Genomic DNA, 21622 nt, shown 5'->3' on the forward strand with positions numbered 1-21622 from the left:
GGTCTACCTCGTGCGCCGCGGGAGCCCGACTGAGTCGCACATCACATCTATGACTTCGCGCGTGCGGGCATCCTCTCGGCCCGTGAACAGGACGATCTGTTCGACCGCCTGGTAGACGAGCATCTCGAGGCCGTGCAGAACGTTCCCGCCCCGACCCGTCCACGCCGCCGCGAGGGCGCTCGGCCACGGGTCGTAGGCGGCGTCAAGCAGGACTCGGGGGCCGCCGTCGTCCGCGGAAAGGCCCGAAAGCTCGGCGCCGAGCGCGTCCGCCGCGCGCGGCGGGAGCGTGCTGATCGCCACGTCCGCGCCCGCGAGCGAGCGCGCGCCGCCGCCGATCGCCTCGATCGCGACCTCGAGGCCGAGCCGTTCGGCGAGCCCGATCGACTCGCCGGCCCGCTCGGGGCTGCGCACGAGGAAGCGCACCGACCGGGCGCCCAGCTCGGAAACGGCCGCGACCGCGGCAAGCGCCGTGTTGCCGCCGCCGACGACGACGGGGCTCACCGCGCGCTCGACGCCCGCGTGGCGGAACGCCTCGACGATTCCGGCGACGTCCGTATTGTGCCCCACGAGCGCGAGCCCGTCGCTGCGGTCGAACACGACCGTGTTGAGCGCGCCGAGGGAGATCGCGTGCCCCGCGAGGCGGTCGACGTGGGGCACGAGCGCGGACTTGAGGGGCATCGTCACGGACAGCCCGCACCATCCGGGCTCGTCCCGAACCCGCCCGACGAAGTCGCCGAGCTGGTCCGGGACGAGATCGAACGAGCCGTACTCGATGTCCTCGCCGAGCAGCGCGTAGGCGGCCCGGTGCAACGCGGGCGAGCGTGAATGGCCGATCGGGTGGCCGAGAACGGCCGCCCGTCGCCCTTCGGTCACTGACACTTCCCGGCGTTGGACGTGCACCACTGCTGGTACTGGGCCACGTAGCCCTGGTGCTCGGCGTACGTCTTCGCGAACTTCGTCTCGCCCGTGTCGAGATTGACCGTGACCCAGAACAGGTAGTCGTTCTGCGTCGGGTGGGCCGCGGCGGCCACGGCCTTCGAGCCCGGCGAGCCGATCGGTCCGGGCGGGAGCCCCGTGTGCGCGTACGTGTTGTACGGGTTGCTTCCGTCCTGCTTCTGGGCGTCCGTGAGCTGGACCGTCTTCGTGCCGAGGCCGTACGTGACCGTCGCGTCGGACTGGATGAGCCCGTTGGTCTGGTCGTTCGGCTTGAGGCGGTTGTAGACAGCGCCCGCCACGTTGCCGTAGTCGGCCTGCCCGCCTTCGGCCTGCACGATGCTCGCGACCGTGAGGACCTCATACTGCTTCGCGGGGTCCGTGATGCCGTCCTTCTTGAGCTCGTCCGTGGTCGTGGTGACGAGCTTCGCGAGGATGTCCTTCGGGGACGTCCCCACCGGCAGCTTGTACTCGCCCGGAGCGAGGTAGCCCTCGAGGTTCTTCGCGTTCGCGGGGAGGCCGAACTGGCCGGGCTGGGTGTTGAGCGCGTCGAGGTCCTTGCGGCTGGCGCCGGCGGCCTTGGCGATGGCGTCGAGCGAATCGCCCATCCGCATGCCAGCGCTGAGCGCGAAGTAGATCACCTTGCCGCCGCTGTCCTGCGCGAGGATCGCCGCGGCGTCGGACGCCTTCATCTGCTTCTTGAACGTGAAGTCGCCGGGGTGGAGGCTCGAGTTCGTGGACGCGAACGCCTTGAGGAACGTGTCGACATCGGCAATGACGCCTTGCTGCTGCATGTCCTGCGCGACGGCGCGGGGGCCGGAGCCGGGCTGGACCGTCACGACCACCTGGCCGGATCCGGGGCCCGGGTAGTCCGTGACCTTGTCCATACCGAGGATCGGCCGCAGGACCGCGGCGCCGACGAAGCTCGCGCCGACGATGAGGACGAGCGCGATGCCCATCGCGAGCAGGGCCTTGAACTGGCGGGACCACTTGGGCTTCGCCTTCACGACCTCAGCCGACGCGAAGACCGCCTCGTGGACCGTTGAGTCATTCGGCATGGCGTGCTCGATGCCGCCCGGCTCGATGCCGCCCTGCCCGGTGCCACCGTGGGCCGTGCCCTCGTGCCCGACGCCCCCGCCCAGCGCGGGCTCGGCCGGGACGGCGACGCCGAGACCGGCGTCGTGCCCCAGCGAATGATGGCCAAGCGCAGTCTCTCCGTGATGCCCGCCGGCTGAACCGTCGGGGATAGCGTCCCACGCCGAGCCCGAATCGCCGTGCTCCTCGGGCGGGAGCGCGTCTCCGCCCTGCGAGGCGGCCCGGACGGCCTCGGCGCGCCGAAGCACCGAGAGGCTGGGCGACTCCACTGTCGATACCGGCGCGGAGCCTGCTGCCGCGCGGCCGAACGCGGCGGCGCTCCCGAAGGCGGCGGCGCTTCCGGCCGTGACCCTCGGGCCCGGAGCCGTGGGCATGATCGGGTTCCTTGGTGCCGGGGCAGCCGTCGGCTGCTCGGGTGCCTGGGCGTCGGCCGGCTCAGTCCCGGTGTACTGGCCGCCGCCAACGCGCTGCTCGGCCTCGTAGACCGGCGCGCCCTTGACGGAGAGGTGGCTCGAGGACGCCGGCACGGGGGCCGGCCAGTCGGCGAGCGTCCGGCCACTGCGGGGTCGCGAACGCGGCGCGGGCGCGGCGGGCGGGGGCACCACCGGGAGGGCCGCCGCGGGCGGCACCGGCACCGGCCGTGTCGGGGCTGCGGGAGGCACGGACGACGGCGCGGGTGCGGCGGCGTCGTCGGGCGTCGCTGGCGCGCTCGGCCGCGCGAAAGGAAGCGGAACGTCGGCGCCTTCGGCCGTGGCGTCAGGCGTCGGAATAGTCGACGGTGGGCGGTACTCGGACGCCGTCGGCGGCCCCGACGGGATCGGGGTACCGCTGGTCGCGCCGAGCGCCCGCTGCTGGGTCTCGGATTCCGCACGTTCCTTGGACCTGAGCTCGCGACGAGTCAGGGGCCGTTCGTGCGTGGACCGGAAATCCGTGTCCTGAGGGTCCATCCTGGCTACGTACTCCTGTTCGGATCGTCACGGCGGATCCCCCCACCACGCTCCGCCGCGGGCGGCACAAGTTCACCGACGGCTCCGGCACCCCTTTTGAGCAGGTTCAGGGCCTGTTCGAGAATGCCGACTGCGGCCACTTGGTCTACCACTCTACGGTGGTCCCGTGTCGAGAGGCCAGCCGAGCGCAGGTTGCGATGCGCCTCGACGGTCGTGAACCTCTCGTCCACAAGCCTTACTTCGCACTCCGCTCCACTGTCGGCGAGAGCCGTCGCGAGGAGCCCCGCGAACGCCCGTGCCATGGCCGCGGAGGCCGATTCTGCGCCGCTCAGGCTCCGCGGCAGGCCGACGAAGACCTGCACGGCTCCCCGTTCGAGGGCCTCGCGGACCACAAGACGGACGTCACGATTCTTCTTGGCGTCGCGGTCCAGAGTCCGGACCGGGCTCGCGAGGATCCCGTCCGGGTCGCTGGCCGCGAGGCCTACCCGGACGGATCCGACATCCACTCCGAGCCGGACTCCGCGGGGGAATCCGGCTTCCTGGTCAGGGGTCGGGTGCGTCATAGGCCTGCCTCAGCGCGCCGCCACGGCCGCTGCCACGGCGCCGAGCGCCTCGACGACCTTGCTCGCATCGGTTCCGCCGCCCTGGGCCATATCGTCCTTGCCGCCGCCTCCGCCGCCCAGCACGCCCGCCGCGATGCGCACGAGCGCCCCGGCCTTGACGCCGGCCGAGCGGGCCGCCTCGTTGGTGGCCACGAGCACGGCCGGCCGGCCGTTCGCGACGCCCGCGACGGCGACCGTCGCGGCGGCGGCCCCGAGCCGGCCGCGGAGGTCGAGGGCGAGGCCCCTGAGCTCGTCCGCGGAGCCGATCTCGCCGGCGTCGTGGGTGATGAGGCGCACCCCGGCGACATCCTTCGCGGAGCCGACGAGCGCCGCCGCGGCCGCCGCGAGCTTCTCCTTGCGGAGCCGCTCGAGCTCCTTCTCGGCGCTCTTGAGCTTGGACAGCGTCGCGCCGATGCGCTCGGCGAGCTGGCCCGACGGGACTTTGAACATCTCGGTGAGCTCGGACACGAGGGCGCGCTCGGCGGCCTGATGGCGGAACGCATCGAGGCCCACGAACGCCTCGACACGGCGGTTTCCGGAACCCACGGACTGCTCGCCGAGGAGCGTGAGTGAACCGATGAGCGCGGTCGTGTCCACGTGCGTGCCTCCGCACAGCTCCATGGACCACGGACCGTTGATCTCAACGACGCGCACTCGCGAGCCGTAGTTCTCGCCGAAGAGCGCCATCGCACCGGCCGCTTTGGCCTCCGCGAGCGGCATTTCCGCCGTGTTGACGGTGAAGTTGTCGCGGATCGCGAGGTTGGCGACCTCTTCGATCTCGCTGCGCGCGGCGCCGCTGAGCTGTTCGCCCCACGCGAAGTCGAAGCGCAGGTAGCCCGCCTTGTTGAACGAGCCGCGCTGCACGGCCTCAGGGCCGAGGATCTGGCGCAGGGCCGCGTGGACGAGGTGCGTCGCCGTGTGGGCCTGCTCGGCGGCGTGGCGCCGCTCGCGGTCGACGGCGGTGCGCACGAAAGCGGTCTCCGCAAGTTCGCCCTCGCGCACGATCGCCTTGTGCACGCTGAGGCCCTTGACCGGGCGCTGCACGTCGAGGACCTCGACCACGAAGCCGTCGCCCGTGATGAGGCCCGTGTCCGCGGCCTGGCCGCCGGCTTCGGCGTAGAACGGGGTCTCCTCGAGCACGATCTCGATCTCCGTGCCAGTGGCCGCGCGATCGATGCGCGCGCCCTTCGCGAGCAGGCCGCGAATGCGGGACTCGCCGTCGAGCTCGGTGTAGCCGGTGAACACGGTCGGGCCCTCGGCGAGGAGCTCCTGGAACGCCGAGAGGTCGGCGTGGCCGCTCTTCTTCTCCTTGGCGTCCGCTCGGGCCCGCTGGCGCTGGTCCTCCATGAGTGTGCGGAAGCCGGCCTCATCGACCGCGACGCCGGCCTCTTCGGCCATTTCGAGCGTCAGGTCGATCGGGAAGCCGTACGTGTCGTGGAGCGTGAACGCCTCCTCGCCCGAGAGCCGCGTGCCCTCGGCCTTCGAGACCTTGACGGCCTCGTCGAGGCGAGCCGTGCCCGCGGCAATCGTGCGGAGGAACGCCCGCTCCTCGGCGTACGCGATCCGGCTGATGCGCTCGAAGTCCTTCTCGACCTGCGGGTAGACGCCCTTCATCGCGTCACGGGAGGCCGGGAGCAGCTCGGGCAGCACCGGCTTCTCGACACCCAGGAGGCGCATGGCGCGCACGGCCCGGCGGATGAGGCGGCGCAGCACGTAGCCGCGGCCCTCGTTCGACGGCGTGACGCCGTCCGCGATGAGCATGAGCGCCGAGCGCACGTGGTCGGCGACGACGCGCATGCGCACGTCATCCGTGTGGTGCGGGTCCTCGTCGGTCTCGGCGGACGTGTACTCCCGGCCGGAGAGCTCCGCGGCCCTGTCGATGACCGGGCGCACCTGATCGGTTTCGTACATGTTCTCGACGCCCTGGAGAATCATCGCGAGGCGCTCCATGCCGAGGCCCGTGTCGATGTTCTTCTTGGGCAGCTCGCCCACGATGTCGAACTCGACCTTCGAGCGCACGTTCTCGATCTGGTACTGCATGAACACGAGGTTCCAGATCTCGACGAAGCGGTTGTCGTCCGCCGCCGGGCCGCCCTCGATGCCGTAGGCGGGGCCCCGGTCGTAGTAGATCTCGGAGCACGGGCCGGCCGGGCCGGGCTGGCCCGTGGACCAGTAGTTGTCGCTCTTGCCCATGCGCTGGATGCGTTCGGCCGGGATGGACGTGTTCGCGAGCCACAGGCGCTCGGCCTCGTCGTCCTCCTCGTACACCGTGACCCACAGCCGCTCGGCAGGGAGTCCGTACCCGCCGTCGTCAACGCCCTTGGTGAGCAGTTCAAACGCGAACTTGATCGCGTCTTTCTTGAAGTAGTCCCCAAAGGAGAAGTTGCCGCACATCTGGAAGAACGTGCCGTGGCGGGCCGTCTTCCCGACCTCCTCGATGTCACCCGTGCGGATGCACTTCTGGACGCTCGTCGCGCGGGGGAACGGCGGCTCCTCGCGGGCGGTCAGGTACGGGATGAACGGGACCATGCCGGCCACGGTGAAGAGCAGGGACGGGTCGCTCGAGACGAGGGATGCCGAAGGGACGGCCGTATGCCCCTTGCTGACGAAGTAGTCGACCCAGCGTCGAGTGATCTCGTGCGACTTCATGGCCTGTGCTTCAACCCTTCCGAATTCCTCCCGGCGGCGCTCGTGTGTGCGCGCCGTGCGCGGCGCGCGAGTGCGCTGCCGCAATGTTCCATTGTGCCCCGATCGGGCGTTCCGCCGCGAACGACAGCGGTGCTCACGCGTCGAACCCGAGCCCCTTGCGCAGCTCCGCCTCGCGCTCCGCCATGCCGTGCCGGACCTGGTACGCAAACTGGGCCGCCGAGTCCACGAGCCGGCTCGCGGCCCGATTGAGCCCGCCGGGCTCCGACTCCGCCCGCAGCTGCTGAACCTTCCGGTAGGCAGCCGCGCCGATCACGCCGCCCACCGTGAGCCAGAAGAGACGCTTCATGCTGTACCCCGTCCGTATGCCGAACCATTCATGGGAATCTCCCCTACCGGCTGCGCCGGCCCGAGGGCTTCGTGCCGTCACTTCGCTGGGACCACGCCGCCCGAACCCCGTACGTGAACGAGGCGACCTTGACAAGCGGCGAGCCGACCGTGGCCGCGACGAGGGACGAGAGGGCCGAGACGTTCGCGGTGGCGTCCGAGACATTGGCCGCGATGCCGTCCACCTTCTTGAGCTGCTCGTGCGTGGTGGAGACCGTCGAGGTGACCTCGTCCAGGAGCGGAGTGGCACCGTCGGCGAGCGTCCGGATCGAGCCGCGCAGCTCGTCGAAGACCTTGCCGAGCTTGACGATCGGCACGGCGAGCAGCGCGACGAGCACCGCGAAGACGCCAGCGGCGATCAGGCCGGCGATGTCGGACCCGGACACGTTTCCTCCTCACGGGGCGCCGTGCGGCGTCCCTTGGTTACCTTACGGCACATAACGGGGACATAACGCGAAAGGAGCCCGCGGCATGCTGCCACGGGCTCCCCGCTGCTCGGCCAGAAGGCCGGGCCGAATCAGCGCGCGTAGTACTCGACGACGAGCTGCTCTTCGCAGGTCACGGGGACCTCGGAGCGCTTCGGGCGGCGGACCAGGCGGGCCTGAAGGGCCTCGAGCTTGACGTCGAGGTACCCGGGAACCGCGGGAAGAACGTCGCGGTGGGCACCGGCGGCGGCAACCTGGAACGGCGCCATCGTCTCGGACCGCTCGTGAACGCTGATGAGCTGGCCCTCGGCGACGCGGAACGACGGGCGGTCGACGCGCTGGCCGTCCACCGTGATGTGGCGGTGCACCACGAGCTGGCGGGCCTGTGCGATGGTGCGGGCGAAGCCGGCACGCAGCACGAGGGCGTCAAGACGCATCTCGAGAAGCTCGATGAGGTTCTCACCGGTCAGGCCCTTGGTGCGCTTGGCCTCTTCGAAGGCACGCGCCATCTGCGCCTCGCGGATGCCGTACTGGGCGCGGAGACGCTGCTTCTCGCGAAGGCGGACGGCGTAGTCCGAGTCCTGCTTCTTGCGGGCGCGGCCGTGCTCACCGGGGCCGTACGGGCGGCGCTCCATGTACTTGGCGGCCTTGGGGGTCAGGGCGATACCGAGAGAACGCGAGAGTCGCGTCTGACGGCGTGCACGAGTGCTCGACACGTGTGTCCTTTCGTTTGCGGCGGTTCATGGATCCTGGCCTCCAGGAGGGAGAGCTGCGGCCCGCTGCTGCCTTGAGCTGCCGTCCGGGTGTTCCTGCCAGAGAACAGGGGGTACCCACAACGTGCCAGACGGTCATTTAGCTTATCACGAGCCGCGAATGATCGAGCGCAGCCGTTCGAGCCGGGCGGCGATGTCCCGCTCCGCACCATTGCCCGTCGGGACATAGTAGTCCTTGCCCACGAGGTCGTCCGGCGCGTACTGCTGCTTCGCAACGCTGTGGGGTGCGTCGTGCGAATAGACATAGCCGGCGCCGTGCCCGATCCGTTGGGCGCCCGAGTAATGGGCGTCGCGGAGGTGTGCGGGGATGCCCGTCCCGAGGCCCGCCCGGACGTCGGAGATCGCCGCATTGATGCCCATGTAGGAGGCGTTCGACTTCGGCGCGGTCGCAAGGTGGACCACTGCCTCCGCGAGCACAATCCGTCCCTCGGGCATGCCGATGAGCTGGACGGCCTGGGCGGCCGCGACCGCCGTCTGCAGCGCGGTCGGGTCTGCCATGCCGATGTCCTCGGCGGCCGAGATGATGAGCCGCCGGCCGATGAACCGCGGATCCTCCCCCGCCTCGATCATCTTCGCGAGGTAGTGCAGCGAGGCGTCGACGTCGGAACCGCGGATGGACTTGATGAACGCGCTGATGACGTCGTAGTGCATGTCGCCCTGGCGGTCGTAGCGGACCGCGTGCACGTCGAGCGCCTTCTCCGCGTGCCGCACCTCAACGGTGACGGGCTCGCCTCCCGCGGCCTCGCCGTCGTCCCTTGGCGAAGCCTCGTCGAGGGCGACGGCGGCCGCCGCCTCGAGCGCTGTGAGGGCCCGGCGCGCGTCGCCCCCGGCGAGGCGCACGAGGTGATCGGCGGCGTCGTCCGAAAGCACGACGGCGCCCGCGAGCCCGCGCGCGTCGGTCACCGCGCGCTCGAGGAGGCCGTGGATGTCCGCCTCGGTGAGCGGCTGGAGCGTGAGGAGGAGCGAGCGGGACAGGAGCGGGGAGACCACCGAGAACGAGGGGTTCTCCGTCGTGGCCGCCACGAGCACGACCCAGCGGTTCTCGACGCCGGGCAGGAGCGCGTCCTGCTGCGCCTTCGTGAAGCGGTGGATCTCGTCAAGGAAGAGGACAGTCGTGATGCGATGGAGGTCGCGGGCCGTGAGGGCCTCGTCCATGACCCGGCGCACGTCCTTGACGCCCGCGGTGATCGCCGAGAGCTCGACGAACTTGCGCCCCGGACCGCGCGCGATCACGTGGGCGAGCGTCGTCTTGCCGGTGCCCGGCGGACCCCACAGGATGACCGAACTCGGCCCGGTCGGGCCACCCGAGGCCTCCGCCCCGGCCGCGAGCTGGCGCAGCGGCGAGCCTTGGCCCAAGAGGTGCTGCTGGCCAACGACCTCGTCGAGGCTCCGGGGCCGCATCCTCACTGCGAGGGGGCTGCGCGGCGCTTCCCGGCCGGAGCGCCCCAGCCGCCCGGGCGGGTTCCCGGGGCGAGGGGACACGTCCCCGCCATCGTCGTCGCCTGCGGGCTCGAGCCCGAACAAGTCTTCCATGACCCGTGCGTGCGCCGGGCTCAGGCGCCCGCTGCCTCGCCCTTGCCCTTGGCGGTCGGCTTGAAGTCCACGCCGGCCTCCTTGCGCTGCTCGGGCGTGATGGGCGCGGGCGCGGCCGTGAGCGGGTCGTAGCCGTTGCCGGTCTTCGGGAACGCGATGACCTCACGAATTGAGTCGACGCCCGCGAGGAGGGCGACCACGCGGTCCCAGCCGAACGCGATACCGCCGTGCGGCGGGGCGCCGTACTTGAATCCCTCGAGGAGGAAGCCGAACTTCTCCTGCGCGGCCTCGTGGTCGATGCCCATGACCTTGAAGACGCGCTCCTGGACGTCGCGCTGGTGGATACGGATCGAGCCGCCGCCGATCTCGTTGCCGTTACACACGATGTCGTACGCGTAGGCGAGCGCGCTCCCCGGATCGATGTCGAAGGAGTCCATGAACTCTGGCTTGGGTGACGTGAACGCGTGGTGCACGGCCGTCCAGGCCGAGTAGCCGAGCGCGACGTCGCCCGAGGCGACGGCCGATTCGCTCGACTCGAAGAGCGGCGCGTCGACAACCCACACGAACGCCCAGCCGTTCGGGTCGATGAGTCCCGTGCGGTGCCCGATCTCGACGCGCGCGGCGCCAAGCAGCGCGCGCGACGACGACGTCTCGCCCGCCGCGAAGAAGATGCAGTCCCCGGGCTGGGCGCCGACCGCGGCCGCGAGGCCTTCACGCTCGGACTCGGTGAGGTTCTTGGCCACGGGGCCCGCGAGCTCGCCGTCCTCCTTGAAAAGGACGTAGGCGAGCCCCTTCGCACCGCGCTGCTTGGCCCACTCCTGCCACGCGTCGAGGGTGCGACGCGCCTGCGACGCGCCGCCCGGCATGACCACGGCACCGACGTAAGGCGCCTTGAACACGCCGAACGTCGTGTCCTTGAAGTACTCGGTCAGGTCGGTGAGCTCGAGTCCGAAGCGCAGGTCCGGCTTGTCGGAGCCAAACTTCGCCATCGCCTCCGCGTAGGTCATGCGCGGGATCGGCGTCTGGACCTCGACGCCCGCGAGCTTCCAGACGGCCGCGACGATCCGCTCGCCGAGGGCAATGATGTCCTCCTGGTCCACGAAGCTCGCCTCAAGGTCGAGCTGGGTGAACTCCGGCTGGCGGTCGGCGCGGAAGTCCTCATCGCGGTAGCAGCGGGCGATCTGGTAGTACTTCTCGATTCCGCCGACCTGGAGGAGCTGCTTGAACAGCTGCGGCGACTGCGGGAGCGCGTACCACGAGCCCGGCGCGAGGCGCGCGGGGACGAGGAAGTCGCGCGCGCCCTCGGGAGTCGAGCGCGTGAGCGTCGGCGTCTCGACCTCGATGAACCCCTCGTCGTGGAGCAGCTCGCGCGCCACGCGGTTGGCCTCCGAACGGAGGCGCATGGCCCGCGCGGGGCCGGGCCGGCGCAGGTCCAGGTAGCGGTGGCGGAGGCGCGCCTCCTCGCCGACCTCGACGTGCTCGTCGACCTGGAACGGGAGCGGATCGGCGCTGTTGAGCAGCGTCACCTTCTGGGCGATGACCTCGATCTCGCCCGTCGCGAGGTGCGGGTTCTCGTTGCCCTCGGGACGCCGTTCGACCGTGCCCTCGATCTGCAGCACGAACTCGTTGCGGAGCCCGTGGAAGACCTCCTCTTCGCGCACGACGACCTGGGCCACGCCCGAGGCGTCGCGAAGGTCGACGAACGCCACCCCACCGTGGTCACGGCGGCGGGCCACCCAGCCCGCAAGGGTGACGGTCTGTCCAATGTGCTCGGAACGGAGAGAACCGAGGTCATGTGTGCGCAGCACAACGCTCCTCTTCAAACATGTCGGATTTCCCTGAGAGTCTACCCGCCGGCCTTGGGCCTCAGGCCTCGGCGGGGGCGGCCCGGCGGATCTGAGGCACGACGTCCTCGGCTGGCGGCATCCACGTGGCCGGGTCCGCCGCGAGTTGCTCGCCCGAACGGATGTCCTTGACCTCGTGCCCGCCGTCGTGGTGCATGAACCACACAAACGGGATCCCGCGCCGGTCCGCGTACTTGATCTGCTTGCCGAACTTCTCCGCCGACGCCGCGACCTCGGTCGCGATCCCGCGCCCGCGCAGCTGTGCCGCGACGCTCTGTGCGGCCCCCCACGACGCGTCGTCCGAAAGGGCCACGAGCACGGCCGTGGGCACCGAGCGGCTCGCGACGGCGAGATCGGCGGCCAGGATGCGGCTCACGAGCCGGGTGACACCGACCGAGAGGCCCACGCCCGGGAACTTGCGGTTCCCCTTCGTGGCGAGCGCGTCGTAGCGTCCGCCCGAGCAGATTGAGCCGAGGTGCTCGTGGCCCACGAGGACGGTCTCGTAGACCGTGCCGGTGTAGTAGTCGAGGCCACGCGCGATGCTGAGGTCCGCGATGACCGTGCCCGGGGCCACCGCCGACGCCGCCGCGATGACCTCCTCGAGTTCGGCCAGGCCCTCTTCGAGGAGCTCGTCCTCGACGCCCAGATCGCGCACCCGCTGCACGAACGAGGTGTCCTCGGTGCGGATCGAGGCGAGCTCGAGCGCGGCCTTGGCCTGTTCGGGGGTCGCGCCGAGCTCCTCATGGAGTAGTTCCGCGACGCGCTCGGGCCCGACCTTCTCGAGTTTGTCGATGCTGCGCAGCACCCCGGCCGTGTCCGTGAGGCCGATCCCGCGGTAGAAGCCCTCGGCGAGCTTGCGGTTGTTGACCCGCAGACGGAACGCCGGAATAGGAAGCGCGGAGAGCGCCTCCACGATCACGAGCGCGAGCTCGACGTCGTAGCGGAACGGGAGCGTCCCGTCGCCCACGACGTCGATGTCCGCCTGGGTGAACTCACGGGCGCGGCCCTCCTGCGGGCGCTCGCCGCGCCAGACCTTCTGGATCTGGTAGCGGCGGAACGGGAACGCGAGGTATCCGGCGTTCTCGACCACGTAGCGCGCGAACGGAACCGTGAGGTCGAAATGCAGGGCGAGGGCGTTGGCGTCCGACTTCGTCGCGGAGTCCTCGTCGTCCTGGAGGCGGCTCAGGCCGTACACCTCTTTGTCGATCTCCCCCTTGCGCAGGAGCTGACCCACGGTCTCGACAGCCCGGGTCTCGATCGACGAGAAGCCGTGGAGCTCGAACGTCCTCCTGAGCGTGTCGAGCACGTGGAGCTCCACCAATCGCTCCTGCGGAAGCCACTCGGGGAATCCGGACAGCGAGGCGGTACGTGCCATGGGGTGAGTACTCCTTGCGAGGGTGACGGCGTGGTGAGAATGACGCTGCAAAAAATGCCAGCCTGCGTAGACTGGCTGATGCCCAAGTTTATGCGGTAGCCAGGGAGGTCAGTCCGCGTGTCGAAGCGCAACGCCCAGGAGGCGCGCCGTCGCGTGCAGCTCATGGAGGCCAAGCAGGAGCTGCGCCGAGGCCACGAGGCCCGCCGACGGCGGGACAACGTCATCGCGTCGGCCGCCGTCGTCGTCGCGGTCGCGCTCGCCGGCGTCCTGCAGGGCACGGTGTTCGCGTCCAATCCGACGGCCGCCGACTATGAGGCGGTCAAGGCCGGCCTTAACAACCCCAGCGCCAGCGCGAGCGCGAGCCCCAGCGCGGCGCAGACCAACGCCCCGGGCGTCCCTGCCGCGAGCACGGCCGCGGGGAAGACCTTCACCGGGAGCCTTGTGCTCAATGGCTCGACGCTCGGCGTCCAGATCGACGGAACGGCGGCCCCGCAGGCCGCGGCCGTGTTCAAGTCCCTCGCCGACCAAGGCACGCTCAAGGGCCGCGTGTGCCACCGGCTGACCACGAGCGCGACGGCGGCGATCCTTCAGTGTGGCGCCGCGGACGCGACCGGCAAGTCGGACGCGAGCTACACGTGGGGCCCGCTCGAGAACACGCCCAAGGACCAGAAATATCCCGCGGGGACGATCGCCGTGGCCCGGACCTCGAACAACGCGTACGGCAACGGCCAGCAGTTCTTCATCACGTACAAGGATTCGACGTTCCCCAATGACTCGGCGGGCGGCTACACGGTCGTGGGCCATGTCACGTCCGGCCTCGACGTCGTCTCAAAGATTGCCGCAGCGGGCGTCGCCCCGGGCGGAAGCTCAGCAGATGACGGGGCTCCCGTGACTCCAGTCACGATAGACTCGTTCACACTGAACTAAGCAGCGGGCACGCGCCCGCACTCCAGTCCACACCAAGCGAAAGAACTTCTAGCGGTGACCGAAAGTCAGAAACCCGACGACACCGCAGCTCCCGAGGCTGCGCCCGTTCCCTCCGCCCCCTCTCCCGCGGCGTTCGCCAAGGCGAAGCCGAGCCCCGTTCCCGCCGCCCCAGCGGCTGCACCCGCCGCTCCCCCGGCCGCCACGCCGGTCAACCTCGACGAGGCCCGCAAGTGGAGCCGCGTCGAGGGAGACGGGCACGTCTTCCTGACGATCGGCGACGACGAGCACCCCGTGGGGCAATACCCGGGCGTCTCCGAGGACGAGGCTCTCGCGTACTTCGCGAGGAAGTTCGAGGATGTGCTCGCCCAGATCGCCCTGCTCGAGCAGCGGGTGACGTCGCACGCAGCCGCGGGTGACGTGCGCAAGGCGGCCGGCCACCTGCGGGCGCAGCTCGCGGAGCGCGCGATGGTCGGCGACGTACTCGGCGCCGAGGCCCGCCTCGACGCCCTCGAGGCGGCCCTCGTCGAGGCCGAGGCAGAGCAGAAGGCGGCGCACGACAAGGCGCGGGCCGAGGAGCTCGCCACCCGCGAGGCCATCGTCGCCGAGGCCGAGGAGATCTCCGGCCAGGACCCACAGCGCACGCAGTGGAAGACGAGCGGTGCGCGGATGAACGAGCTGTTCGACGCCTGGAAGAACTCGCAGAAGTCGGGCCTTCGCCTCGGTCGCTCCGCCGAGGACGCCCTGTGGAAGAGATTCCGCGCCGCGCGCACACAGTTCGACCGGCACCGCCGCGCGTACTTCTCGCAGCTCGACAGCGCGAACGCCGCCGCGAAGACCGTCAAGGAGAGCCTCATCGCGGAGGCCGAGGCGCTCCAGACCTCGACCGAGTGGGGCTACGCCGCGGGCGAGTACCGCCGCCTCATGGACGAGTGGAAGGCGGCGCCGCGCGCGAACCGCAAGGAGGACGACGCGCTGTGGGCTCGCTTCCGCGCCGCCCAGAACGTCTTCTTCGAGGCCCGCAAGTCGGCCAACGCGGCGATCGACCGCGAGTTCTCGGAGAATCTGGCGGTCAAGGAGGCCCTGCTGGCCGAAGCGCAGCAGATCCTTCCGATCACGGACGTCGCGACGGCCAAGAAGGCGCTCCAGTCCGTCCGCGATCGCTGGGAGGAAGCGGGCAAGGTCCCGCGCGGCGACATGGGTCGCATCGAGGCCGGTCTCCGGAAGGTCGAGGACGCGATCCAGCACGCCGAGAACGAGAACTGGCGCCGCACGGATCCTGAGATCCAGGCGCGCACGGACTCGGCCCTCTCGCAGCTCGAGGCGTCGATCGCGAGCCTTCGCGACGATCTCGCCGCCGCGGAGAACTCCGGCAACGCCCGCGAGGCCGCCAAGGCGCGTGAGGCGCTTGAGGCCCGCGAGTCGTGGCTCGAGACGCTCCGGAAGTCGGCGAGCGAGCTCGGCTAAGCGCCCCGCGCATGACATGAGGCCCCGTCGCCGTCCCTTCCTGGGCGGCTGCGGGGCCTCACGGTTATCCACAAGCTGGCCCCGGCGGTCGCGTGGCTGCGTCGGTTCGGGGAAGGATGGCGGTTATGCACTCCCCACCCGGCCGCCCCAACCCGCCGTCGGCCTCGCCGACCACGATCCTCACCCCAGGGCGCCCCTTCTCGCCTGCCGAGCTCCAGGCCATGACGAACGACGGCGTGCTTCGCCTGCTTGTCGGCGATGCGTACGCGCCCGCGGCGGCTCCCCTCACGCCCGAGCTGAGGGCGACGGCCCTCGCGACCGTCTACGAACCTAGGCTCCGGACGCGCACGGTCGTCGGCCGCCAGTCCGCGGCATGGATCTACGGGTGCGCCCCCGCGCCGCCCCTCCCCGTGTTGCTCGTTCCGGCACCGCGCCGGCTCTCCGCGGCCCGCAAGGCACGCGGCGTCCTCGTCCACGAGGTATGGCTTGGCGAGTTCGACATCATCGAACTCGGGCCGCTCCTGGTCACTAGTCCCCTGCGCACCGCGGTTGACCTCTCAATGCACGGCGAGAGCCCCATCGCCTCGGTGACGCTCAGGAGGCTGCTCAGCCGTCCCGGGCTCGGCCTCACGCCGTCGCTCGTCTCACGCGCACTCGACGCGCTCCCCCGGCAGCCGCGCAAACAACGCGGCCGCGAGGTCATCGCGACCCTGCTCCGCGAGACGCAGCGCGCGCCCGCGTGAGGCTAAGTGCGGCGGCGGTTCCCCGTGGTGCGGTAGACGTCGAACACGCCGTCGATGCGGCGGACGGCGCTCAGGACGTGGTTCAGGTACTTCGGATCGCCCATCTCGAACGCGAAGCGGGAGAGCGCGAGCCGGTCGCTCGAGGTGTGGACGTGGGCGGAGAGGATGTTGACGTGGTTCTCCGCGAGGACCCGAGTGACGTCCGAAAGGAGGCTCTTGCGATCGAGGGCCTCGACCTGGATCTCGACGAGGAAGACGCTCGACTGAGTCGGCGCCCACTCGACCTCGACAATCCTGTCCTGCTGCGCGCGGAGTCCCGCGGCATTGGTGCAGTCGGTGCGGTGGACCGAGACCCCGGATCCACGCGTGACGAATCCGAGGATCGGATCGGGCGGAACGGGCGTGCAACATCGCGCGAGCTTGACCCACACGTCGTCGACGCCCTTGACGATGATGCCCGAATCCGAATAGCGGGGCGGCGCGGGCGTGGTCGCGGCGATCGTCTCGGCGATGTCCTCGGCCGTGCCAGCGGCGCCGCCGAGGCTGTCCACGAGCTTCTCGACCACCGACTGCGCAGAAGCGTGGCCGTCGCCGATGCCCGCGTAGAGCCCTGCGATGTCCTGGTAGCGGAACTCCTGCGCGACCGCGAGGAGCGCGTCGTGGCTCAGGAGGCGCTGAAGCGGGAGGTTCTGCTTGCGCATCGCGCGCGTGAGCAGCTCCTTGCCCTTGTCGATAGCCTCCTCGCGCCGCTCCTTGCTGAACCACTGCCGAATCTTGTTGCGCGCGCGGGCGCTCTTGACGAAGTTCTGCCAGTCCTGACTGGGCCCCGCGCCCTCCGCCTTCGACGTGAAGATCTCGACGACGTCGCCGTGGTTGAGTTCGCTGTTGAGGGGGACGAGCTTGCCATTGACGCGCGCGCCGATGGTCCGATGCCCCACCTCGGTATGGATCGCGTAGGCGAAGTCGACCGGCGTCGAGCCGGCGGGCAGCGCCATGACCTCGCCCTTGGGAGTGAAGACGAAAACCTCGCGGGCGTTGATCTCGAAGCGCAGCGAGTCGAGGAACTCGCCGGGGTCGGAGGTCTCCTGCTGCCAGTCGACGAGCGACCGGAGCCAGCCCATCTCCGCGGCCCTGCCGTCCGGCGCGTGCGAGTTCCGGTTCGGTTGGTCCTTGTACTTCCAGTGGGCAGCCACGCCGTACTCTGCACGCCGGTGCATCTCATGCGTCCGGATCTGGATCTCGACCGGCCTGCCGTTGGGCCCGATGACCGTCGTGTGCAGCGACTGGTACATGTTGAACTTCGGCATGGCGATGTAGTCCTTGAACCGCCCGGGAAGAGGGTTCCACCGCGCGTGCATCGCGCCCAGAACGGCATAGCAGTCGCGCACCGAATCGACCAGGATGCGTACGCCCATGAGGTCGTTGATGTCGTCGAATTCCTTCTGGCGGACGATCATCTTCTGGTAGATCGAGTAGTAGTGCTTCGGGCGGCCCGTCACCTCGGCGCGGATCTTGCTGGACCGGAGATCCTCCGCGATCTGGTCCCGGATCACGCCAAGCTGCTTCTCGCGCTCGGGGGTGCGCGCGCCGACCATCCGCACGATCTCCTCGTACACCTTCGGGTACAGCGCCGCGAACGAGAGGTCCTCGAGCTCCCACTTGATCGTGTTCATGCCGAGCCGGTGGGCCAGCGGGGCGAAGATCTCAAGCGTCTCGCGCGCCTTGCGGGCCGAGGACTCCGGCGAGACGAAACGCCATGTCCGCGCGTTGTGCAGACGATCGGCGAGCTTGATGACGAGGACGCGGATGTCCTTGGCCATCGCGACGACCATCTTGCGGACCGTCTCAGCCTGCGCCGCGTCGCCGAACTGAACCTTGTCGAGCTTCGTGACCCCATCCACGAGCATCGCGACCTCGGGGCCAAAATCCTTGCGGAGCTGATCGAGGGTGTAGGAGGTGTCCTCCACCGTGTCGTGCAGGAGCGCCGCCGCGAGGGTCGTGCCCGTCATGCCGAGCTCCGCGAGGATCGTCGCGACCGCCACCGGATGGGTGATGTACGGATCGCCGCTCTTGCGCTTCTGCCCCTGGTGGCTGCGCTCGGCGACCTCGTAGGCGCGCGTGATGAGCTCGAAGTCCTCGCGCGGATTGTTGGCGCGAACGGTCCGCAGAAGCGGCTCGAGGATGGGCGAGTGGGCGGAGACTCCGCGCCCCGTGAGTCGAGCAAGGCGCGAGAAGGTCCGGTCGCGGCGGCCCAGGAGCGGGCGTTCGAGGAGGCTGTTGCCGCCGAGTGGCGCGTCGGGTTCGGCGGGCTCCGCGGAGGGGGCCGGGTCCGGCGGACCGTCCTGCTCAGGCGTCGCGGGCACCGCGGACGACGGCGCGGGGTGCTGCGAGGGGGCGGGCGGCCGTTGGGCGTGCGCAACCCCCGGCTGACCGGTTCCGACTGATCCCGCGGACTGCGGGCCGCCTGACCGGGCCGGCACGGGCGTCGGGCGTTCCTCCAAGCAAGCCTCCTGAACGGCCTAAGAATTCATTCAGTCTATGCCTGTACGAACATGCCGCAGAATCCCGCCCATTCCCCCGCACAGCAAGCGTTCGCGGAGAGCGTCGTCGACGCGCCCCGCGAACACCCGGCTGCTGCGTCAGGCAGTCGGGTCGGCGGGCTGCAGCTCGCGCCGGGCCTCGACCTTCTCGGCCTGCTTGACGAGGTCCGGCTCGCGCTCGCGCAGCCACGCGTACATCGGGGCCGCGATGAAGAGCGTCGCCGCGGTGCCGACGAGGATGCCGACGAAGAGGGCCAGGGACAGGTCGCGGAGCGTGCCTGCGCCGAGGAGCCCAGCACCGATGAACAGGATCGCGGCGACCGGGAGGACGGCGACCATCATCGTGTTGATCGATCGGACGAGCGTCTGGTTGACCGCGAGGTTGACCTCCTCGGCAAACGTCCGGCGCGAGGACGTCTTGACGTCCGCCGTGTTCTCGCGGATCTTGTCGAAGACCACGACCGTGTCGTACAGCGAGTAGCTCAGGATCGTGAGGAACCCGATGATCGCCGACGGCGAGACCTCGAAATCGCTGATCGCGTACACGCCCTCCGTCACGAAGATGGTCACGATCATGCCGGTGAGCGCCGAGAGCGACATCTTCCACGTGCGGAAGTACAGGGCCATGAGCACGGCCGCGAGCCCCACGAAGACCACGAAGCCGAGGAGCGCCTGGTTCGTGACGTCAGCGCCCCACGTCGGGCCGATGAACGTCGAGGTCACCTTGTCCTGGGACACCCCGTACGCCGAGGCGAGCTTCTCCTTGACCTGGAGAGTCTCGGTGTCCGTGAGCTGATCCGTCTGGACCTGGATCGTGCCGCCCGCGACGTTCGTCACGCGGGGGGCAGCCCCAGCGACCACCGAGTGGACCGCGTTCTGACCGGGCACGGTGTCCGAGGTCTTGGTCTGCGAGACCGTGAACTGCGAACCGCCGCGGAAATCGATGCTGAGATTGAACCCGCCCCTCAGGATCGGCACGACGATCGCGACGATGATTGCGGCCGCGGCGACGAGGAACCAGATCCTCTTCTTGCCGACGAAGTCGTACGATCGCTTCCCGGAGTAGAGCTCGTTGCCGAAGCGGGCGAGGGCTGTCGTCGACATCAGTTCTCCTCCTGGGAGCGCTCGGTGCGCTGGCCGGACTTGCCGGCGGCCGCGAGATCAGACTTCCCGCCGTTTTCGGCGGCCGCGGCGCGACGCTCGGCGATGGTCATGCGGCGGCCAGCCTCGGCCGCAGCGGCGGCGTTCTTCGGCTTGAGCGTTGACCGCGCGGCTTCGGACGCCTCGCGGAGTCGGCCTGCTCCCCGGTAGAGCGGAACGGCCCCGAGCTGTACGGGGTCGAGGCCCGAGAACCGGTGGCCCTCGCCGAAGAACTTCGTCCGGGCGAGAAGCTGCAGCGTCGGGTGCGTGAACATGAACACGACGATGAGGTCCGCAATGGCCGTGAGGCCGAGCGTGAACGCGAAGCCGCGCACGTTGCCCACGGCGACGAAGTACAGCACCACGGAGGCGAGGAGATTGACGGCCTTCGAGGCAAGAACCGTGCGCTTGGCCCGCTTCCAGCCGTTCTCGACGGCGGAGACGAGTCCCCGCCCCTCGCGGAGCTCGTCGCGGATGCGTTCGAAGTACACGATGAACGAGTCCGCTGTCTGACCGATCGCGACGATGAGGCCCGCGACGCCGGCGAGCGAGAGCCGGTAGTTCTGGGTCCACCCCAAGATCGAGATCGCGAGGTACGTCAGGAGGCCGGCGACGACGAGCGAGAAGATCGTCACGAAGCCGAGCGCCCGGTACTGGAAGAGCGAGTACACCACGACGAGCAGGAGTCCGATCGCGCCCGCGAGGAGTCCCATCTGGAGCTGCTCGGTGCCGAGCGTCGCGGAGATCTGCTCCTCGCTCTGGATGTCGAAGCTGATCGGCAGGGCGCCGAAGCGCAGCTGGTCGGAGAGCGTCTGCGCGCTCGACTGCGTGAAGCTGCCCGTGATCTGCGGGTGGCCGTCGGTGATGACCGCGAGGGCCTGCGGAGCCGAGAGCACCTTGTCGTCGAGCACGATCGCGAACTGCGCGCGCGGGTCGGCCCCACTCGTGCTGCCGGCAGCGACGTAGAAGCCGTTGAGCCGCTGCGTTACGTCCTTGAACTTCTTCGTGCCGTCGGCATTGAACTGGATGTTGACGGCCCACTGGTTCGTGACCGAGCCCTGCTGGCCCTGCACGAGCCCATACGTCGAGCCGGAGATGTCCGCGCCGGGAATCTCGACCGGGCCGAGGAGGTACTTCACGGCCTGGCCCCCGGACGCCGCCGGCTGGCACGTCACGAGGGGCTTCGCCGGATCGGAGCGCTGCGTCGTCTCGGCCTGCGGCTGCGTGCAGTCGAGCGCCTCGTACTGCTTGTAGAGATCGGCGGTGATCCAGTTCGTGTCGCTCGCGTTGGTCGGCGCCGCGGTCGGGTTCGGGAGCTGCGCGTCGGGCAGGAGCTTGTCCTTCGCGACGGCCGCCGGATCGCCAGCGGTCAGGACCGGACGGAAGTTCATGTCCGCCGAGGCCTGGATGAGCTGTCGTGTCTGCGCGGACGGGGTCCCCGGAAGGCTGACCACGACGTTGCGGCTCGACTGGGTGCTGATCTCGGCTTCGGACACGCCCGAACCGTCAACGCGCTGGCGGATGATCTCGACGGCCTGATTGAGCTGGTCCTGGGTCACGGCTCCGCCGCCCGTGACCTTCGGGGCCAGGATCATCTGCGTGCCACCCTCGAGGTCAAGCGCGAGCTTTGGCGCCCACGAAGCTTGACTGGCCAAGACACCACCGCCGAGAACGGAGACGAGGGCAACAAAGAGGACAACGAGCCAGATGACGGTCCTGAGTCCCGGCCGCTTCGTGCGGGATCGAGCCATGGGTTGCTAACTCCTGATGGGGACGACGTCCGCGGCCGGACGGACCGGACGCGGACGAGGATGGTGAGACTCTACTTGCCTTCGCCTTCGAGGCGCTTGAGGGTCTGCTCGGGCGTCTCATGGAGCTGCGACTCGGGGCTCGCGGCGGCAGCACCGTGAGAGCTCTCCGGACCGTGGGTCGTCTCCGCCTCGGTCGGATCGGCAGCGGTCGCGGCGTCGCCCTCGACCACCGGCTCGGTCGGCTCCACGATCTTCGAGACGGCTTGGCGGTGGACCGTCGCGGTCGTGCCGGGAGAAAGCTCAAGCACCACCTTGTTCTCGGCCTCGTCCACCTCGAGGATGCGGCCGTACAGCCCAAAGCTGGTCATGACCTCAACCCCCGGAACGAACTTCGACCGCATCTCCGTCTGCTGTGCCTGCTGCTTCCTGTTGCGCCGGAACATCGTGAAGATGAAGAAGGCGAAGATGACGAGCAGGAGGATAGTCATCAAGTCCAT

General features: G+C 69.7%; 16 protein-coding genes and 1 pseudogene. 3 read left to right on the forward strand and 14 right to left on the reverse strand.

What is annotated here, in order from left to right:
• Window positions 1-3: 3 nt before the first annotated feature.
• From ACOKR1_RS11425 to hisS, 10 genes are all read right to left on the reverse strand, one after another.
• Entirely contained in the window at window positions 4-873 is an 870-nt protein-coding gene (locus tag ACOKR1_RS11425) for a shikimate dehydrogenase family protein (RefSeq protein ID WP_422933192.1), read from the reverse strand.
• The gene (gene mltG, locus ACOKR1_RS11430) at window positions 870-2975 is read right to left on the reverse strand and encodes an endolytic transglycosylase MltG (RefSeq protein ID WP_422933193.1); all 2106 of its coding nucleotides are present in this window, start codon (window positions 2973-2975) and stop codon (window positions 870-872) included. The genes ACOKR1_RS11425 and mltG overlap by 4 nt, the downstream gene beginning before the upstream one ends.
• A 5-nt stretch (window positions 2976-2980) precedes the next feature.
• Window positions 2981-3538, reverse strand: coding sequence for a Holliday junction resolvase RuvX (gene ruvX, locus ACOKR1_RS11435; protein ID WP_422933194.1), 558 nt, complete (start codon window positions 3536-3538; stop codon window positions 2981-2983).
• Between the two features lie 9 nt (window positions 3539-3547).
• Window positions 3548-6226: an alanine--tRNA ligase gene (gene alaS, locus ACOKR1_RS11440; protein ID WP_422933195.1), complete on the reverse strand. Its 2679-nt coding sequence runs from the start codon at window positions 6224-6226 to the stop codon at window positions 3548-3550.
• A gap of 133 nt (window positions 6227-6359) precedes the next feature.
• Window positions 6360-6572, reverse strand: a complete 213-nt coding sequence (locus tag ACOKR1_RS11445) for a hypothetical protein (protein WP_422933196.1) — start codon at window positions 6570-6572, stop codon at window positions 6360-6362.
• A 43-nt stretch (window positions 6573-6615) separates the two neighbouring features.
• Complete coding sequence (locus ACOKR1_RS11450) at window positions 6616-6996, reverse strand: DUF948 domain-containing protein (RefSeq protein ID WP_422933197.1); 381 nt, start codon at window positions 6994-6996, stop codon at window positions 6616-6618.
• A gap of 131 nt (window positions 6997-7127) precedes the next feature.
• A complete protein-coding gene (rpsD, locus tag ACOKR1_RS11455) occupies window positions 7128-7751 on the reverse strand; it encodes a 30S ribosomal protein S4 (protein ID WP_415856627.1) in 624 nt (207 codons plus the stop codon).
• 144 nt (window positions 7752-7895) lie between these two features.
• Window positions 7896-9341 carry a replication-associated recombination protein A gene (locus ACOKR1_RS11460; protein WP_422933198.1) on the reverse strand — a complete coding sequence of 482 codons (1446 nt, stop codon included), beginning with the start codon at window positions 9339-9341 and terminating at the stop codon, window positions 7896-7898.
• Between the two features lie 20 nt (window positions 9342-9361).
• Window positions 9362-11149, reverse strand: coding sequence for an aspartate--tRNA ligase (gene aspS, locus ACOKR1_RS11465; RefSeq protein ID WP_422933199.1), 1788 nt, complete (start codon window positions 11147-11149; stop codon window positions 9362-9364).
• A gap of 58 nt (window positions 11150-11207) precedes the next feature.
• Window positions 11208-12560: a histidine--tRNA ligase gene (gene hisS, locus ACOKR1_RS11470; RefSeq protein ID WP_422933200.1), complete on the reverse strand. Its 1353-nt coding sequence runs from the start codon at window positions 12558-12560 to the stop codon at window positions 11208-11210.
• Between the two features lie 162 nt (window positions 12561-12722).
• Here hisS and ACOKR1_RS11475 point away from each other — a divergent pair, with 162 nt between their 5' ends.
• The 3 genes and pseudogenes from ACOKR1_RS11475 to ACOKR1_RS11485 all read left to right on the forward strand — a co-directional run bounded on the left by ACOKR1_RS11475 (window position 12723) and on the right by ACOKR1_RS11485 (window position 15694).
• The gene (locus tag ACOKR1_RS11475; RefSeq protein ID WP_422936616.1) at window positions 12723-13487 is read left to right on the forward strand and encodes a peptidylprolyl isomerase; all 765 of its coding nucleotides are present in this window, start codon (window positions 12723-12725) and stop codon (window positions 13485-13487) included.
• A 3-nt stretch (window positions 13488-13490) separates the two neighbouring features.
• Window positions 13491-14951, forward strand: a pseudogene (locus tag ACOKR1_RS11480) (DUF349 domain-containing protein); the annotation flags it as partial.
• Between the two features lie 125 nt (window positions 14952-15076).
• A complete protein-coding gene (locus tag ACOKR1_RS11485) occupies window positions 15077-15694 on the forward strand; it encodes a hypothetical protein (RefSeq protein WP_422933201.1) in 618 nt (205 codons plus the stop codon).
• A gap of 2 nt (window positions 15695-15696) precedes the next feature.
• Here ACOKR1_RS11485 and ACOKR1_RS11490 read toward each other — a convergent pair whose 3' ends face one another.
• The 4 genes from ACOKR1_RS11490 to yajC form a co-directional block, all read right to left on the reverse strand.
• The gene (locus tag ACOKR1_RS11490; protein WP_422936617.1) at window positions 15697-18057 is read right to left on the reverse strand and encodes a RelA/SpoT family protein; all 2361 of its coding nucleotides are present in this window, start codon (window positions 18055-18057) and stop codon (window positions 15697-15699) included.
• Window positions 18058-18333: 276 nt separating this feature from the next.
• Complete coding sequence (gene secF / locus ACOKR1_RS11495) at window positions 18334-19338, reverse strand: protein translocase subunit SecF (RefSeq protein ID WP_422933202.1); 1005 nt, start codon at window positions 19336-19338, stop codon at window positions 18334-18336.
• Window positions 19338-21125, reverse strand: coding sequence for a protein translocase subunit SecD (secD, locus tag ACOKR1_RS11500; protein ID WP_422933203.1), 1788 nt, complete (start codon window positions 21123-21125; stop codon window positions 19338-19340). Before secD ends, secF begins: the two co-directional genes overlap by 1 nt.
• 71 nt (window positions 21126-21196) lie before the next feature.
• Window positions 21197-21613 (reverse strand): preprotein translocase subunit YajC, encoded by a 417-nt coding sequence (yajC, locus tag ACOKR1_RS11505; RefSeq protein ID WP_422936618.1) that lies wholly within the window; start codon window positions 21611-21613, stop codon window positions 21197-21199.
• Window positions 21614-21622 lie beyond the last annotated feature (9 nt).

Source organism: Sinomonas sp. P47F7 (assembly GCF_049332655.1).
Lineage (GTDB): Bacteria > Actinomycetota > Actinomycetes > Actinomycetales > Micrococcaceae > Sinomonas.